Annotated in this window: 19 protein-coding genes; 9 read left to right on the top strand and 10 right to left on the bottom strand. The window is 71.1% G+C overall.

The window, feature by feature from the left end; genetic code table 11:
* Positions 1-75: 75 nt before the first annotated feature.
* Entirely contained in the window at positions 76-1,188 is a 1,113-nt protein-coding gene (locus tag LCD31_RS25920; protein WP_224962273.1) for a glycerate kinase, read from the bottom strand.
* A 318-nt stretch (positions 1,189-1,506) separates the two neighbouring features.
* Here LCD31_RS25920 and LCD31_RS25915 point away from each other — a divergent pair, with 318 nt between their 5' ends.
* From LCD31_RS25915 to LCD31_RS25880, 8 genes are all read left to right on the top strand, one after another.
* Positions 1,507-1,779, top strand: coding sequence for a thiamine-binding protein (locus tag LCD31_RS25915; protein WP_224962272.1), 273 nt, complete (start codon positions 1,507-1,509; stop codon positions 1,777-1,779).
* Between the two features lie 9 nt (positions 1,780-1,788).
* Complete coding sequence (locus LCD31_RS25910) at positions 1,789-2,148, top strand: helix-turn-helix domain-containing protein (RefSeq protein WP_258345655.1); 360 nt, start codon at positions 1,789-1,791, stop codon at positions 2,146-2,148.
* A 134-nt stretch (positions 2,149-2,282) separates the two neighbouring features.
* Positions 2,283-2,780, top strand: coding sequence for a 2-oxo-4-hydroxy-4-carboxy-5-ureidoimidazoline decarboxylase (gene uraD, locus LCD31_RS25905; RefSeq protein ID WP_224962270.1), 498 nt, complete (start codon positions 2,283-2,285; stop codon positions 2,778-2,780).
* A complete protein-coding gene (gene uraH, locus LCD31_RS25900; protein ID WP_224962268.1) occupies positions 2,777-3,097 on the top strand; it encodes a hydroxyisourate hydrolase in 321 nt (106 codons plus the stop codon). The genes uraD and uraH overlap by 4 nt, the downstream gene beginning before the upstream one ends.
* A gap of 5 nt (positions 3,098-3,102) precedes the next feature.
* Positions 3,103-3,993 carry a factor-independent urate hydroxylase gene (gene pucL / locus LCD31_RS25895; RefSeq protein ID WP_224962266.1) on the top strand — a complete coding sequence of 297 codons (891 nt, stop codon included), beginning with the start codon at positions 3,103-3,105 and terminating at the stop codon, positions 3,991-3,993.
* 91 nt (positions 3,994-4,084) lie between these two features.
* Entirely contained in the window at positions 4,085-5,440 is a 1,356-nt protein-coding gene (locus LCD31_RS25890) for a nucleobase:cation symporter-2 family protein (RefSeq protein WP_224962264.1), read from the top strand.
* A 238-nt stretch (positions 5,441-5,678) separates the two neighbouring features.
* A complete protein-coding gene (locus LCD31_RS25885) occupies positions 5,679-6,653 on the top strand; it encodes a glycoside hydrolase family 43 protein (RefSeq protein ID WP_224962262.1) in 975 nt (324 codons plus the stop codon).
* 367 nt (positions 6,654-7,020) lie between these two features.
* Positions 7,021-8,043: a S8 family serine peptidase gene (locus LCD31_RS25880; RefSeq protein WP_224962260.1), complete on the top strand. Its 1,023-nt coding sequence runs from the start codon at positions 7,021-7,023 to the stop codon at positions 8,041-8,043.
* Between the two features lie 57 nt (positions 8,044-8,100).
* Here LCD31_RS25880 and LCD31_RS25875 read toward each other — a convergent pair whose 3' ends face one another.
* From LCD31_RS25875 to LCD31_RS25855, 5 genes are read right to left on the bottom strand one after another with little or no spacing between them, the layout of a single operon-like run.
* A complete protein-coding gene (locus tag LCD31_RS25875; protein WP_224962258.1) occupies positions 8,101-8,286 on the bottom strand; it encodes a DUF397 domain-containing protein in 186 nt (61 codons plus the stop codon).
* Positions 8,274-8,471, bottom strand: a complete 198-nt coding sequence (locus tag LCD31_RS25870) for a DUF397 domain-containing protein (RefSeq protein ID WP_224962256.1) — start codon at positions 8,469-8,471, stop codon at positions 8,274-8,276. The genes LCD31_RS25875 and LCD31_RS25870 overlap by 13 nt, the downstream gene beginning before the upstream one ends.
* Positions 8,425-8,676, bottom strand: coding sequence for a DUF397 domain-containing protein (locus tag LCD31_RS29690; RefSeq protein ID WP_308015870.1), 252 nt, complete (start codon positions 8,674-8,676; stop codon positions 8,425-8,427). The genes LCD31_RS25870 and LCD31_RS29690 overlap by 47 nt, the downstream gene beginning before the upstream one ends.
* On the bottom strand, positions 8,669-8,872 hold the full coding sequence (locus tag LCD31_RS25860; RefSeq protein WP_224962254.1) for a DUF397 domain-containing protein: 204 nt from the start codon (positions 8,870-8,872) through the stop codon (positions 8,669-8,671). The genes LCD31_RS29690 and LCD31_RS25860 overlap by 8 nt, the downstream gene beginning before the upstream one ends.
* Positions 8,841-9,710 (bottom strand): helix-turn-helix transcriptional regulator, encoded by an 870-nt coding sequence (locus LCD31_RS25855; protein ID WP_224962252.1) that lies wholly within the window; start codon positions 9,708-9,710, stop codon positions 8,841-8,843. The genes LCD31_RS25860 and LCD31_RS25855 overlap by 32 nt, the downstream gene beginning before the upstream one ends.
* Positions 9,711-9,878: 168 nt before the next feature.
* On the opposite strand from LCD31_RS25855, the gene LCD31_RS25850 reads away from it, so the two are divergent.
* Entirely contained in the window at positions 9,879-10,148 is a 270-nt protein-coding gene (locus tag LCD31_RS25850) for a hypothetical protein (RefSeq protein ID WP_224962250.1), read from the top strand.
* 174 nt (positions 10,149-10,322) lie between these two features.
* Here the strand turns inward: LCD31_RS25850 and LCD31_RS29685 are convergent, their stop codons facing one another.
* The 4 genes from LCD31_RS29685 to LCD31_RS25830 form a co-directional block, all read right to left on the bottom strand.
* On the bottom strand, positions 10,323-11,564 hold the full coding sequence (locus tag LCD31_RS29685; RefSeq protein WP_224962248.1) for a site-specific integrase: 1,242 nt from the start codon (positions 11,562-11,564) through the stop codon (positions 10,323-10,325).
* A 118-nt stretch (positions 11,565-11,682) separates the two neighbouring features.
* Complete coding sequence (locus tag LCD31_RS25840; protein ID WP_374201683.1) at positions 11,683-11,826, bottom strand: helix-turn-helix domain-containing protein; 144 nt, start codon at positions 11,824-11,826, stop codon at positions 11,683-11,685.
* Between the two features lie 56 nt (positions 11,827-11,882).
* Positions 11,883-13,655: a replication initiator gene (locus LCD31_RS25835; RefSeq protein ID WP_224962245.1), complete on the bottom strand. Its 1,773-nt coding sequence runs from the start codon at positions 13,653-13,655 to the stop codon at positions 11,883-11,885.
* A 151-nt stretch (positions 13,656-13,806) separates the two neighbouring features.
* Positions 13,807-14,382: a hypothetical protein gene (locus LCD31_RS25830; RefSeq protein ID WP_224962242.1), complete on the bottom strand. Its 576-nt coding sequence runs from the start codon at positions 14,380-14,382 to the stop codon at positions 13,807-13,809.
* Between the last annotated feature and the right edge of the window lie 83 nt (positions 14,383-14,465).

Raw genomic sequence — 14,465 nt, 5'->3', positions numbered from 1 at the left:
CCGCCCGCCACGCCCCGCGGTCCCGTCAGCCGCGGAGCCGCCGACCACGCGGAACGCGGCGGGCCGCGGACTTGTTCAGGCGAGCCACTTCGCCGCGATGTGCCGGGCGAGCTGCGGCAGCAGGTCGGCCGCCTCGCGGATGCAGCGCTGCGGGTCGGGTTCGACGTCGGTGAGCGCGAAGACGTCGGCGAACCCGGCGTCGCGGAGCCGTTCCGGCGCGAGCGAGCAGCGCCCGGCGACGGCGATGGCGGGCACTCCGGCGGCGGCGGCCCTGGTGGCGACGGCGGCGGGCCCCTTGCCGTGCAGCGTCTGCTCGTCGACGGACCCCTCACCGGTGAGCACGAGCCCGGCGCCGGGCAGCGCGGCGTCGAAGCCGACGAGTTCGAGCACGAGGTCCGCACCGGGGCGCTGCCGCGCGCCGAGGACGGCGAGCGCGGCGTAGCCGACGCCACCGGCGGCCCCGGCCCCCGGCTCGTCGGCGGCCTCGCGCCCGCCTGCGCGGGTGACGGCACCGGACCAGCTGCGCAGCGCGGCGTCGAGCAGCCGCACCTGGGTGGGGTCGGCGCCCTTCTGCGGCCCGTACACGTGCGCGGCGCCGCGCTCCCCGAGCAGCGGGTTGTCCACATCGGACGCGAGCACGATGTCGGCGTCGGCGAGCCGCGGGTCCAGCCCGCTGAGGTCGACCTCGGCGAGCTCGACGAGCCCGCCGCCACCGGGGGGCAGCGGACGTCCGGCGTCGGCGAGCAGCCGGGCGCCGAGCGCGGCAAGCATGCCCGCGCCGCCGTCGGTGCAGGCGCTGCCGCCGACACCGAGCACGATGGTGCGCGCGCCCGCGTCGAGGGCGGCGCGGATCAGCTCTCCGGTGCCGAAGCTGGAGGCGGTCATCGGCGCGAGTTCCCTGGTGGGCAGCAGCGCGAGCCCGGACGCGGAGGCGAGCTCGACGACGGCCTGGTCCCCGAGGAGCGCGAAGTCGGCGGCGAGCGGCGCCCCGACGGGCCCGGTGACGCGCGCCTGCATCCGCCGGTACCCGGTCGCGATCGCGGCGTCGACGGTGCCGTCCCCGCCGTCGGCGATGGGCGCGAGCCGCACCTCGACGCCGGGCAGTCCCGCGGCGAGCGCGTTCGCCACCTCGGGGGCGGTGAGCGACCCCTTGAACTTGTCCGGCGCGATCAGGACGGGACCGGGCACAGTGCTCTCCCTCGGGCTTGCGGCGGTGACTCGCACATTCCACCCGACTCGCCCGATCAGGGGAAGCCCGGCGGGCGCCGTTCAGCTGACCGAGCCGCGTCCGCCGAGCGGGCCACCGCGCGCCCGCGGGCCGCAGGGCCTTCCCCGCCTGCTGGTTCCGGTCCGCCCGGGTGCGCGCGACCGGGAGCGGCGCTCGTCGTCACGGCGATCACATCTCGGTCACGGGGGCCGATTCCGGTGGCACGGCGCCTTTTCCGCGACCGGGACCGCGGCGCCCGTACAGTGGGCCGATCTGCTCCCGAACCCTCGGAGGCGTCCATGTCCGAACCGCAGGTGACGGCGGAGTTCACCACGGAACCGTTCCGCGGCGAGGGCGAGCCGCCGGAGCACGCGGTGGCCGCCCGGGACCGGTTGCGCGCGGCGGGCCTGGAGCCGGACTTCGGTCCGCTGGGCACCTCGGTGCGCGGCTCGCGGGACGTGGTGCTGCCAGCGCTGCCGGAGGTGTGCGACGCGGCGCTGGCGGCGGGCGCGCACCGCATCACCTTGCAGGTCACGGTCGACCGCCCGACGGCTCCCGGGGCGGGATCCTAGGCTGTCGGCGTGCATCCGCTCGCTTCCGCGATCGCGCCGCTGCTGGCGCGGCTCGGCGCCACGACCGTTCCCGTCGAGGACCGGGAGCCGTCCGACGTGCTGCTGCACTGGGAGGGCGAACCGGCGGTCGCGGTGCGGTTGCCGGGCGCGGAGCTGACGAGCGCGCTGGACCGGTTGATCGCCGGGGTGGAGGCGGAGCTGGGCGGCCGATTGCCGGAGCTGTCGCGGGCGGACAAGCAGCGCGCGGTGCGGCTGCTGGAGGAGCGCGGCGCGTTCACGCTGCGCAAGGGCGTGGAGTCGGTGGCCAAGGCGCTGGGCGTCAGCCGCTTCACGGTCTACAACTACCTGAACCGGGAACAGCACCCCTGATCACCTGCTAGTTCAACAAAGTGTTGACACCCGGTGGGGCCGGTCGTAGCTTCAGCTGGCACGGTGCGCCGCCGGTCGTCCGGCGTGGGCGGACCGCGGATCAGCCGAGACGCAGCCGGCCCGAAGGGGAGGCCATGTCCGCACCCGACCGCTTCAACGCCGTTCCCCGCGCCGAGCTGCTGCCCGAGCTGCGCGCCTGCCTGGACGTGCCGCGCTGGGCCCAACGGGTCTGCGACGCGCGGCCGTACGACTCCGCGGCGGCGGTGCTCGCCGCCGCCGACGCCGCCGCCCGCGAACTCACCCCGGAGGAGGTCGACGCCGCGCTCGCCGCGCACCCCCGCATCGGGGAACGGCCTGCGGGCGAGGCGTCCTCCGCCACCTGGTCCCGCTCCGAGCAGTCCGGTGTGGACTTCGCCGACGAGGGACTGCGGACCGCGCTGCGGGAGGGCAACGCCGCCTACGAGCGGAAGTTCGGCCACGTGTACCTGGTGTGCGCGGGCGGCCGCGGTGGCGCCGAGCTGCTGGCGGTGCTGCGCTCCCGGATGCACAACGACCCGCGCACCGAACTGGGCGTGGTCGCCGACGAGCTGCGCAAGATCGCGTTGCTGCGCCTGGAGAAGGTGATCGCATGAGTGCCGTGACCACGCACGTGCTGGACGCCGCGCTGGGCCGCCCGGCCGCCGGGATCGCGGTCCGGCTGGAGGGGGCGGGACCGATCGCGGAAGGCGTCACCGACGACGACGGCCGCATCGGCTCGCTCGGCCCGGACGAGCTGGCGCCCGGCGACTACCGGTTGACCTTCGACACCGGCGCCTACTTCGCGGCGCGCGGCACCGAATCCTTCTACCCGCTGGTGCAGATCACCTTCCGCATCGCCGATCCGGCCCAGCACCACCACGTTCCGCTGCTGCTGAGCCCGTTCGCCTACTCCACCTACCGAGGGAGCTGATCGACGTGGGCATCGTGCCGGGACCGAACCAGTACGGCAAGGCCGAGATCCGGCTGGTCGCGGTGGACCGCGGCACCTCTCGGCACGAGATCCGGGACCTCACGATCAGCACCGCGTTGCGCGGGGACTTCGCGGCCGCGCACCGCGCCGGGGACAACGCGAACGTGCTGCCGACGGACTCGCAGAAGAACACGGCCTACGCGTTCGCGAAGCGCCACCCGATCGGTGAGGTCGAGGATTTCGCGCTGCGGCTGGGAAAGCACTTCGTCGACACCCGGGAACCGGTGCGGGGCGCGCGGATCCTCGTCGCCGAGCACGCGTGGGAGCGCATCGAGGTGGACGGCGCCGGGCACGACCACGCGTTCCGCCGCGGCGGCGCGGAGACGCGGACCGCGGCGATCACGGTGGACGGCGACGACGCGCACGTGGTGAGCGGTGTCGAGGGCCTGGTGGTGCTCAAGTCCACCGGCTCGGAGTTCCACGGCTTCCCGAGGGACGAGTACACGACGCTTCCCGAGACCTCGGACCGCATCCTGGCGACCGCGGTGTCGGCGCGCTGGCGGCACCTGGGCACCGAGGTGGCGTGGTCGGAGAGCTTCGCCTCGGTGCGCGCCGCGCTGCTGTCCGCGTTCGCGACGACGCACAGCCTCGCGCTGCAGCAGACGCTGCACGCGATGGGCGAGGCGGTGCTGGAGGCGCACCCGGGCATCGCGGAGGTGCGGCTGTCGCTGCCGAACAAGCACCACTTCCGCGTCGACCTGGAACCGTTCGGGCTGGACAACGACAACGAGGTCTTCTTCGCCGCGGACCGCCCGTACGGCCTGATCGAAGGGATCGTCACCCGCGACGACGTGCCCGAGGCGCCGATCGCCTGGTACGGCCTCCCCGAGTTCTGATCCGCCGGGGCGCCCGCCACGGTCCCGCGGTGGTGCGGGCGGGAGCGCGCCGGTAGCAGCACCGAATCCCGTTCCCCGCCGAGGAGCCCGCATGGCCTTCGAGGAGCACGCAGGCACCGACGTCCACCCCGTCGACGAAATCCCGCCACCGGGCCGGATGCTGGCGTTCGGCGCGCAGCACGTGGCCGCGATGTACGCGGGCGTCGTCGCTCCCCCGCTGATCGTCGGCGAGGCGCTGGGGCTGCCCGGGCAGCAGCGGACCCTGCTGATCGGGGCGAGCCTGCTCACCGCCGGGATGGCGACCTTGTTGCAGTCGTGGGGGATCTGGCGGATCGGGGCGCGGCTGCCGTTCGTCAACGGGGTCACGTTCGGTTCGGTGGCGCCGATCCTGGCGATCGTGGCGCAGCCGACGGACGGGAACCCGCTGTCGGTGGTGTACGGGGCGGTGCTGGTGGCCGGGGTGCTGGGTTTCCTGCTGGCGCCGCACTTCTCCCGGCTGGTGCGGTTCTTCCCGCCGGTGGTGACCGGTGCGGTGATCACGCTGATCGGGTTGTCGCTGCTGCCGGTCGCCGTCGGCTGGATCGCGGGGCGGGACCCGGCGGCGCCGGACCACGCCGCGCCGGGCCGGGTGGCGCTCGGCGGGGCGACGTTCGCGCTGGTGCTGCTGGGGAACCGGTTCCTGCGGGGGTTCTGGAAGCGGATCTCGCTGCTGCTCGGGTTGCTGGCGGGCACGGTGCTGGCGTGGCCGTTCGGGTTCGTGGACGCCACGACGTTCGCGCAGGCGCCGGTGTTCAGCGCGCCGGTGCCGTTCGCGCTGGGGGCGCCGGCGTTCAGCTGGAGCGCGACGCTGTCGTTGTGCGTGGTGATGCTGGTGGCGATGCTGGAGAGCACCGCGGACATGATCGCGCTGGGCGAGATCGTGGAGCGGCCCGCCGACGAGCGCACCATCGCGGCCGGGTTGCGCGCGGGCAGCGCGTTGAGCGCCGTGTTCGGCGGGTTCACCTGCAGCGCGTTCGCGCAGAACGTGGGGCTGGTGGCGATGACCCGGGTGCGCAGCCGGTACGTGGTGGCGACCGGTGGCGGGGTGCTGGTGCTGCTCGGGTTGTTCCCGGTCGCCGGGGCGGTGGTGTCGCTGGTGCCGCAGCCGGTGCTGGGCGGCGCGGCGCTGGTGCTGTTCGGTTCGGTGGCGGCGGGCGGGATCCGCACGTTGGGCCGGGCCGATCTGGGTGATCCGGCTCAGGCCCTGGTGGTGGCGGGATCGCTGGGCGTGGGGCTGATCCCGGTGGTGCAGCCGGACTTCTACGCGCACGCGCCCGCGGCGCTGCGCGCGGTGCTGGATTCGGGGATCAGCACGGGTTGTTTGGCGGCGCTGGCGTTGAACGCCCTGTTCCACCGCCGCGCCACCGCTGATCACGCTGCGCCCCCGGATCCGTCGCCCGGTGGGTGACCCGCCACCCGATCACGGCGTCCGGCTCCGCGCACCCGCCGGGCGCGCTCGGGCGGTTGGCCCGGTCACCGGGTGGATCTCGCAGGTCGACGACTCCCGGCGACGGTGACCGGAGGTCGGCCCGCGCTGCGGCTCGCACGCTGGACGACCTGATCGAGTGTCACTCGTGAGGTGAATGTGTCCGGCGAGGCGCACGGGACGCCGGTGCACTGGTGGGGCCGCCGAAGAAGGGGAACCCGTGCTGCGAACGTGCCGCCACCTGAGCCTGACCGCCGCCGTGCTGCTGCTGCTCGCACCACCGGCCGCGCTCGCCGACGAGCGCGCCGCCGGGAGCGCCGGACAGGTCATCGACCGCAACTTCCCGGACCCGGACGTGCTGGACCACGACGGGCAGTACTACGCGTACGCCACGAACACCGCCGGGTACAACGTGCAGCTCGCGACCGCCACCGACGCGGAAGGACCGTGGGAACAGCGGGCCGACGCGCTGCCGCAGCTGCCGCCGTGGGTGGGCCCGTCGCACACCGGCAGCCTGAACGTGTGGGCACCGGACGTGAGCGAGCGCTCCGACGGCACCTTCCTGCTGTACTACACCGCGCACCACACGGGTTCCGGCCGCCAGTGCATCGGTGCCGCCGTCGCGGGATCCCCCACCGGGCCCTTCGAGCCGACGAGCGCCGAACCGCTGATCTGCGCACCCGGCCAGGGCGACGTGATCGACCCGGCGAGCTTCGTGGACGACGACGGCAGCCGGTACCTGCTGTACAAGGACTCGCGCGGCAGCCGGGCGCGCAGCGGCCCGTCCACCATCCACATGCGACCGGTCGCGGCCGACGGCATCACGCCCGCCGGGAAGGACGTCCCGCTGCTGGGCGCCGACCGCCCCGAGGAGTCCGGGGTGGTGGAGGCGCCGACGCTGCTGCGGCGCCCGCAGGGCTACGTGCTGCTGTACTCGGGGAACACGTTCGACAGCGGCGACTACTTCACGAACTTCGCGACCGCGCCGAGCCCGACCGGACCGTTCACGAAGGCGCCGGGCGCGCTGCTGAGCCGGGAGGCCCTGGGCGGCGCGGTGACGAACCCCGGCGGGCAGGACGTGTTCGACGACGGCGAACTGATCGCGTTCCACGGGGACCTCGCCGAGCCGCCCGGGGATCGCGGGATGTGGGTCGCGGAACTGTCCTGGGACGGGCTGAATCCCGTACTGCGGTAGGAAATTTCCTCTTCAACGATCAGGGTGATCCACCCGATCGTGCAGCGTCCGGGCAGTTCTGCCCCGGGCTGCCCCGGACTATCGTTCCGATCAGTCCCGCCGGTCGACGCGCGAACTCGTTGCGCGGCAACCGGATGGGGCGAGGGAGGGAGCGGACCCGATGTCCTCTGTGGACGTCGGGTCCGCTTTGCCCGTTCAGCGCTGCTCTGTTCGGCGCAATTCGCTGCACCGCGCGTCCCATTCTGGACTCGGGCGTGTATCGGGCCGGAACGTCGGTGGTCAGGCTGTCGTTGATCGCCTGAACTTTTTCACCGAACTCCGGGAGCAGCCCATGCGTTTACGGGCCCTCGCAATCACGGTCGCAGGCTTGACCGCGCTCGCCGCGCCGTCCGCCTCCGCGGCCACCACCCACGATCCCCTCGCCGGCGCGCAGTGGGGTCTCGACCAGATCCACGCCGAGCAGGCCTGGCAGACCAGCACCGGCGCCGGCCAGGTCGTCGCCGTCGTCGACACCGGCGTCGACCTCGACCACCCCGACCTGCGCTCGCAGCTGGTCCCGGGCGCCACGTTCACCTGCGGCGGCGGTCCCGCGCCGTGCGGCAACGGCGACTGGCGCGGGCCGGACGGCGTCGGCCAGGACACCGACGTGCACGGCACGCACGTGGCCGGGATCGCCGCGGCCGCCGCGAACAACGGCGTCGGTGGCGCCGGTGTCGCGCCCGACGCGAAGATCATGCCGGTGAAGGTCCTCGAAGACGGCCAGGGCGACTTCGCCGAGATCGGCGCCGGCATCCGCTACGCCGCCGACCACGGCGCCGACGTCATCAACCTGAGCCTCGGCGCGCAGCCCGGCTCCCAGCTGCTGACGCTGCTCGGGCTCCAGGCGCAGGCGAAGGACGCCGTCGAGTACGCCCGCGACAAGGGCGTCGTCGTCATCGCCTCGGCGGGCAACGAGACCGCCCCGCTGTGCGACACCCCCGCGTGGGAGCGGGGCGCCATGTGCGTCGCCGCCACCGACCGCGCCGAGAAAAAGGCCTCGTACTCCAACTTCGGCCTCAAGCTCGACTTCAAGGCCGTGGCCGCACCCGGTGGTGCGGGCGACGGCACCTGCGAAGGCGACATCGTCTCCACCGTCCCGCGCGGCACCGGCACCAAGTGCGGGGACGCCGACTACGACGCGCTCGCCGGTACCTCGATGGCCGCGCCGATGGTCACCGGCGTCGCCGCGCTGCTGACCGCCCAGGGCCGCACCGCCGAGCAGGTGGAGCAGGCGCTGATCGACACCGCGCACGCTCCCGGCAGCGACAAGACCGGGCAGTTCAGCCTGCTCACCGGGCACGGCGTCATCGACGCCGCCGCCGCGGTCGCGCAGCCGATCCCGCAGCCGTGACCCCGCGGTGGGGGGGCCGCATCGGGTCGGGTCGCCCCCCACGGTTCGGCTCAGCGGTCAGCGGTCGAAACGGCCCGATTCGAGGCCGCGGAGGAACGCAGCCCAGCGGGCCGGGGAGACGGTGAGCCGCCCGTCCTCGACCGCCTTCGAATCCCGCACCGCGACGAAGTGGGGCGATAACGCCACTTCTACGCAGTTGTACTGGTCGCTATGACTGCTCTTCCGCCAGTTCAGCTCACGCATCGGTCGTAGTGGCCTTCGCCGATCCCGCTCAGGAACCGCCGCCAGTCCCGCGTCGAGAACGACAGGGAACCGGCCGCTCGATCCTTGGAGTCCCGCACCGCTGCCGCATCCTGCGACAACGCCACCTCCACGCAGTTGTCAAAAGCGTTGCTCCGCGAACTCTTGCGCCACGTCGGTTCGGTCATGATGTCGTTCCCCTTCCGCCCAACAGTCGCAGTGGGAGGTTTTGATCCCGAACAGGAAACGTTGCCACGCGCGCGACGAGAACGACAAGAACCCGGCCGCGCGATACTTCGAATCTCGAATGGCAGCGGAATCAGGCAAAAGGGCGACCTCTACGCAGTTGTAGTCACCGCTGTACGTGCTCGTCCGCCAGTTCGGTTCAACCATCGTCCGGCTCACCACCAGAACGCCCGGCGTCGAGGCCCGCCAGGAACCGCCGCCAGTTCCGCGTCGAGAACGACAAGGAACCGGCCGCGCGATCCTTGGAGTCCCGGACCGCCACGGACGTCGGCGATAACGCCACCTCGACGCAGTTGTGGTAAGCGTTGCTCCTAGAGCTCTTCCGCCACACCCAGTCGCTCATCGGACAGTCCCTCCGCGGCTTTCTTGATCAACTCCAGTGATTCGCGCTCACCCAGCGCGATATCGTCCACTTCGTTGCAGGTTTCCACGACCAGTCGCAGATCGACAGCTTCGGCGAGGCATACGGCGAAACCCTGCGACTCGACGAAGGCGTAGCCCGTGCCGTCCGCGAGCTCGAAGTAGCTGAACGCCCCGTTCAACACCCGGTGCGCCGGAGCGGACAACGGGATCACGCGGATCTCGACGTTCGGTCGGCGCCCGATGCTGATCAGGTGCTCGAGCTGCAACCTCAGCGCCGTTTCACTGCCCAGGGTCCTGCTCAACGCGGACTCGTCGATCACGAAGCGGACGTGCGGAGGCCTCGGCCTGGACAGCACTGCTTGCCTGCCGAGCCTCGACGCCACCCGGCGTTCCACTTCGCGCGGTTGCGGACCGGCGCTCGCCATCAGGCAACGGGTGTAGTCGGCCGCCTGCGCTAAACCTGGGATCAGGGCCAGTTCCACACACGTGATCTTCGCTGCTTCGCGTTCCAGCACGAGCAGGCTCGCGAGCTGCTCGGACATGCCGTCGCCCAGCGCCAGCCACGCGGACGTCTCGTTCGACTCGCCGACGCGGTCCAGCAATTCCTGCTTGTCGTCACCGACGACGCCGAACAACGCGCACAGCACACTCACCTCCTCTCGATCCGGGGCGCGCGTGCCACGCTCGGTCCGGCTGATCGAGGAACGTGAGACACCCAGGGCCGCCGCCACCGATCGGGTGGTCATTCCGCGGTTCTCCCGCAAGGTGCGCAGTCGCACGCCGAGCCCGAGCTGACGCAGGGCTTCTGATTGCCGCATTCCATGACCTCCGGATTCCAGCGCGGGGTCGGTTCGAGAACTGACCGGATTTGCAGCGAGACAATCCGCTGAACTGCGGTGTCACACATTCGCTGGGCCAGAAGATAGCGATCTACCTTTCGATTCGTCAGCGGTTCGCCCGGTGATCGAACCGAAAGGAGGACGGTCGTGGCGTTGCCCCACCCGTACCGGTGCAGCAGGCCGGTGGCGTTCTGGATCGTCGGACTGGCGCTGCACCTGCGGCACGCCACCCCGTCCCGGCCGGGCGCGCTGCCCGGTGGGGAGCGGGCCGCGACGTTGTGCGGCGATCGGATCCGCGTCCCGTTCGACACGCCACCGCCGCGCCGGCCGCGCTCCGCCGACATCACGGCGCGCTGCCCGCAGTGCGCCGAGTTCGCCGCGGAGCACGACTACCTCCTGCTCACCTGGGACTTCTGAGCCCCTGACCCGGTCCGCGGCGGGACCTCCCCGACACCGCCCAGGACCGGCCGGTGGCCGGGCGCACCCCTCCGACCAGCGCCCGGCCACCACCCCCGGAGTGAACGGACCGCTCTTTCTCCGTTGGGAGTTTCGGGCGTTCTGACCAGCTATTTTGTTGTTTTCGGTAGGCCGTCAGGCCGCGTGTAGGCCGTCGGAGGTGTCGGGGCCGGTGAGGGTGTTCCGGAAGTAGCCGGAGACGGCTGCTTGGGCTCGCTGGTGACTGCTGGGCAGCATGTGGGTGTAGATCTCCAGCGTGAACGACAGTTTCTCGTGTCCGAGGTAGGTAGCCAGTTCGCGGATACTCACGCCGTTGGCGAGCAGGATGCTCGCATAGGTATGGCGCAGGGCATGGAGCCCGTCGATCCGGGGCCGCTTGGTGGTCCCGGATTGGCGGAACGCCGGTGCCCACACGTGGTAGTCCCACGCGCTGCTGTGCCAAGCCGTCCCGCCGGGGCGGGTGAGAACCAGGGTGTGGGTGGCAGGTTTCCCGCCGGGGGTTTTCCACGGCAGTGTTACCGTGCGGGCCGGGAATGCGGCCAGGTACGCCCGCAGCGCGTCGGCCTGGTCCTGCGCGATCGGCACGTCACGCAGTTTGTCCCTTTTGGGCAGGGAGAACACCAGTTGCCCGCGTACCTTGCGGACTTGCCGACGCACATGCACGACCCCGGCCCCATCGTCGATGTCGTCGGGGGAGAGCCCGAAGATCTCACCGGCGCGCAGGCCGAGGCCGATCCCGATGTCCACGGCGATGCGTTCCCGTTCCGGAATGGATTGCCGGATACCCATCACGCGCTCGTTCTCCCATGCCACGGCCGGAACAGTCGTGTTCTTTGGCCGAGAAATCCCTTTACTGCGGCAGGGATTGGCGTGAATCAGCTTGTCGGACACGGCCGATTCCAGCATCCCCGACAGCAGCCGAAAGAGCTGTTCCGCGTAGTTCTCCGACACACCCTCAGTGCGCATCCAGTCCAGCCAATCCCGAACGGTAACCGGTTTCTCGACCGCCGACAGGCGCTTATCTCCGAGGTACGCAAGGATGCGGGACTGGACTTTCTGCCGGATAGTGTCGCGCGAATTCGGGTCGGCCGCTTGGCCCTTGATCCAGTTCTGGGCGTAGTCCCGCAGTAGCATCTTCCCTGCTTCAGGGTCAATGTAGCTACCGGCCCGCATGTCCGATGCGATCTTCAAGCAGAACGCGTCGGCTTCTTTCTTGCACTTGTCCGGGAACGACTTCGACCGCTCCTTGCCCGATACGTCAAGGTACCGCACCCGGTAGCGCAGTCCCTTTCCGTAGTGGGCCGTTCGCACGTTTTTCTCCTTTCCGGTGATAGGGTTGATCTCTTCTTTGAACCACCGATCTTGCACGTGTGCCACGGAATGCATCCTTTGCGTGTGGATCGGGGTTCGCTTCCGTGTGGCCTGTCTAGAATAGCAGGTCAAGTCACGGAAATGAACCCAGATTCCCCAGATGGACAGCGGTTTTCCGAGTGGGTTATTCGCGGTTTTCCTGCATCCATTCCCACACATCGCGCGGGTCATAGCGCAGGGTGCCGCCGACGCGGTAGGAGGGCGGGCCGGTGCCCTTGTGGTTCCAGTCGTAGAGGGTGCGCACCGGACGATGCAGGTACTCGGCCACGTCGTGGATGGTCCAGAGCACGTCAGGCCGGGCGCGCCGCTTGTCCGGCCGCGCCATCAACAACCCCCCGCCGCCGCCAGCGCGGCCCCGTGCTGGGCGGTCCGGTAGGCCTGGACCCGTTCTCGGTGCCGGGCGACGGCTTCCAGGAGGAGCAGCGGTCTTGGTGGTACGTCGGGGTCTCCGGGGGCGATGCGTTCCCACACGATCCCGGCGCCGTCGCCGGTGGGATTGCCGAACGGTTCCGCGCCGTCGTGGTTGCGGTCGGTGGGCAGGAGTCCGCCTGCTTGGAGGGTGGCGCGGACGTGTTCGCGGCGGCTGGTTTTCTGTTGTTCGAGGGTGCGGCCGGTCCACGCGCGGGAGACCAGGACGCGGCGCCCGGCCACGCCGAGTGCGTGCGGCTGGTGGGCCTTGCCCCGGCACCGGCCGGGGATGGTCCGCGACGAGGCCCCACGGGGTTGGACGCCGTAGAGCAGCCAGATACCGCAGCGCGGCGAACACGGGGTGACCGCCAGTTCGGCGAGGAGCCGGTCCGCGTGTGCGCGTTGTGCCCCACCGGCGGCCGAGTGGGTTTCGCCGATCGACTTGGTGAGATATTTGGTGAGGTAACGCACGTGGCGTTCGGTTTCCTGTGTGCCGCCGAGGAGTCCGCGTACGTCGGCCTGGTCGCCGAAACGCAGGACGTGCGCCGCGTCCTCTGGCCCGGCGTCCGGAGCGGGCAGGGCTTCGTCAAAGGTCGGTAGTGGTTGGTAGGTGTCGGGGTCGCACCAGGCCGAGCGGTCCGGGGACCACACCGGCATCCGGTTGCCGCCGTAGACCTGGTGGTCATGCTTGGGCCACCACACCTGGTGGTAGGTCCCGGCGACCACCTGGCGCAGCAGCGCGCGGGGCAGGCTGCCGCGGAGCGCTACGTGGGCGTGTGGGGTCAGCCGCTTTTGCGGTTCGATCGCGGCGAACCACTGCACCGACCAGCCGACCGCCCGGCGGAGGTTTTGGCCGAACCGGTCCCAGAGTGCTGCCCAGTGGATCGCATCCCGTGCGGCGCGCCGGTAGTCGTAGGTGTCGGGATCGACCGGGGTCCCGAGAAGCCCGGAATCCGGGCGATGGGTCGATCCGCACGAGCAACGGGCGACCCGGCCGCCCCGCATCCGGGCGGAGTGCACCGGACCGTAGGACGGCAAGGTCAAGGTGACGAACATGGACGGCCGGTACCGCCCGGCGTAGGTGCGCCCGATGGTCTGTCCGCACACCGGTCTCCGGGGCAGGTCCGGGGTATCGGCCCGCCGCCGGGTGGAACGCCCCCGATGCGCCGAGGCGGAGCGATCGAGCGCTTCCAAGCCCGGAAGACGCCCCCGCACCCCCGAGGCCCGCAGTTCGGCGTCCACCTCGGCGAGCGCGTCCCGGATGTCCTCTACGTGCTCGGTTTCGCCTGCATCCAGGGCTTCCCGGCCCAGGGTGATCAGGTCCGCCCGGTAGGCCATGAGCCCTTCCTGTTCCCGGTCCGGTTCCGCTTGCGGCGGCTCCTGGTCCAGGTGCCAGCCCTCCCGGCACTGGTGCGCCCGTGCCCGTTGGTGTTTGCGGGCGCACGGCGCGCACACGGCCTCCCGGGTCGCCCCGCAGGCCACGGCCACAACCCGCGAGGCCCCGGTGCTGGTGTCCACGCGGCGCAGTGCCATCGGCCGCACGCACACCCCATGGGTCTCGGCGGTGGCTTGGGCGACCGCCAGCCCGGACGGCCCCCGCCAGACCGCCAACTGACCCGCATCCCCGACGGCGCCGCCAGCCAAAGAAGGGTCCGATGTGGACTGAGCGCGACGGCCTAAGCCGTCCACTGTGGATTGTTCGTGTTGCATGATTCCCCCGAATAGCAACGAAAACGATGAGGTGGCGGGGACGCGTGGTGTGGGTACCCGCCCAATCGACCACTGATGAGCCGTTCCACGCGCCCCCGCCGTGCGGCCCCCGCACAGGAGGCCGGAGTTTTCAGGCCGCCGCAGGCGGGGCCGGGTAGACCTCGGCGACCCGGCGGATCTCGGCGTCCGGGGTGTAGCCCGCCCGGACCCGCGAGGGTTCACGCACCCCGTCTTCAGTCACGTACGCGACACCGGGCAGCGCACGCGGGATGGTTTCCGCGCGTGCCCCGAGTTCCCAGGCGGATTCACCGAGGGTCATGTTCACCTGCGACGACGAATCCAGCCGCAGCGCGATCCGGTAGGGAAACAGGCTGCGCATGGGCACGATTTCCTTCGTCGGTTCCTGCGCAAACGCCCACGACACGAACCCGAGCGCCCTACCTTGGGTGAGCAGGATGCCGAGGAGCCGTTCCGCTTCCTGCTGCGCCCGCTTATCCCCGAGGTACTTCGTGACCGCCGCCAGCTCGTCGACGATCAGCAGCTCTAACGGGATCTCTGCCGTGGGGTCGACGGTGCGCACCCGGCCGCGCAGGGCGGATTTCCGGTCGCTCATCGCATCCACCACGGCCGTGAGCAGGTCCACGATCTCGCCCGGTTCCTCCCGGGCGTACCGGGTGTACAACGAGGAGCCCTGTTCGGCCTCCATCCCCCCTTACTACTTGTAACAAAACTGATCTTGGTGGCACGGTGGTCGTAGGTTGGTCTTGTTGTCGTTGTGGAGGTGTCTGG

The organism is Saccharopolyspora sp. 6M, from assembly GCF_020176775.1.
Taxonomy (GTDB): domain Bacteria; phylum Actinomycetota; class Actinomycetes; order Mycobacteriales; family Pseudonocardiaceae; genus Saccharopolyspora_C; species Saccharopolyspora_C gregorii.
This window is presented reverse-complemented; position numbering and strand designations above follow the sequence as displayed.

Excerpts from the sequence above, each read along its gene's own strand:
- LCD31_RS25915 (WP_224962272.1), top strand. The coding sequence starts at position 1,507 with ATGTCCGAACCGCAGGTGACGGCGGAGTTCACCACGGAACCGTTCCGC.
- uraD (WP_224962270.1), top strand. The coding sequence starts at position 2,283 with ATGTCCGCACCCGACCGCTTCAACGCCGTTCCCCGCGCCGAGCTGCTG.
- uraH (WP_224962268.1), top strand. The coding sequence starts at position 2,777 with ATGAGTGCCGTGACCACGCACGTGCTGGACGCCGCGCTGGGCCGCCCG.
- LCD31_RS25890 (WP_224962264.1), top strand. The coding sequence starts at position 4,085 with ATGGCCTTCGAGGAGCACGCAGGCACCGACGTCCACCCCGTCGACGAA.
- LCD31_RS25875 (WP_224962258.1), bottom strand. The coding sequence starts at position 8,286 with ATGCGTGAGCTGAACTGGCGGAAGAGCAGTCATAGCGACCAGTACAAC.
- LCD31_RS25870 (WP_224962256.1), bottom strand. The coding sequence starts at position 8,471 with ATGACCGAACCGACGTGGCGCAAGAGTTCGCGGAGCAACGCTTTTGAC.
- LCD31_RS29690 (WP_308015870.1), bottom strand. The coding sequence starts at position 8,676 with ATGGTTGAACCGAACTGGCGGACGAGCACGTACAGCGGTGACTACAAC.
- LCD31_RS25860 (WP_224962254.1), bottom strand. The coding sequence starts at position 8,872 with ATGAGCGACTGGGTGTGGCGGAAGAGCTCTAGGAGCAACGCTTACCAC.
- LCD31_RS25855 (WP_224962252.1), bottom strand. The coding sequence starts at position 9,710 with ATGCGGCAATCAGAAGCCCTGCGTCAGCTCGGGCTCGGCGTGCGACTG.
- LCD31_RS25830 (WP_224962242.1), bottom strand. The coding sequence starts at position 14,382 with ATGGAGGCCGAACAGGGCTCCTCGTTGTACACCCGGTACGCCCGGGAG.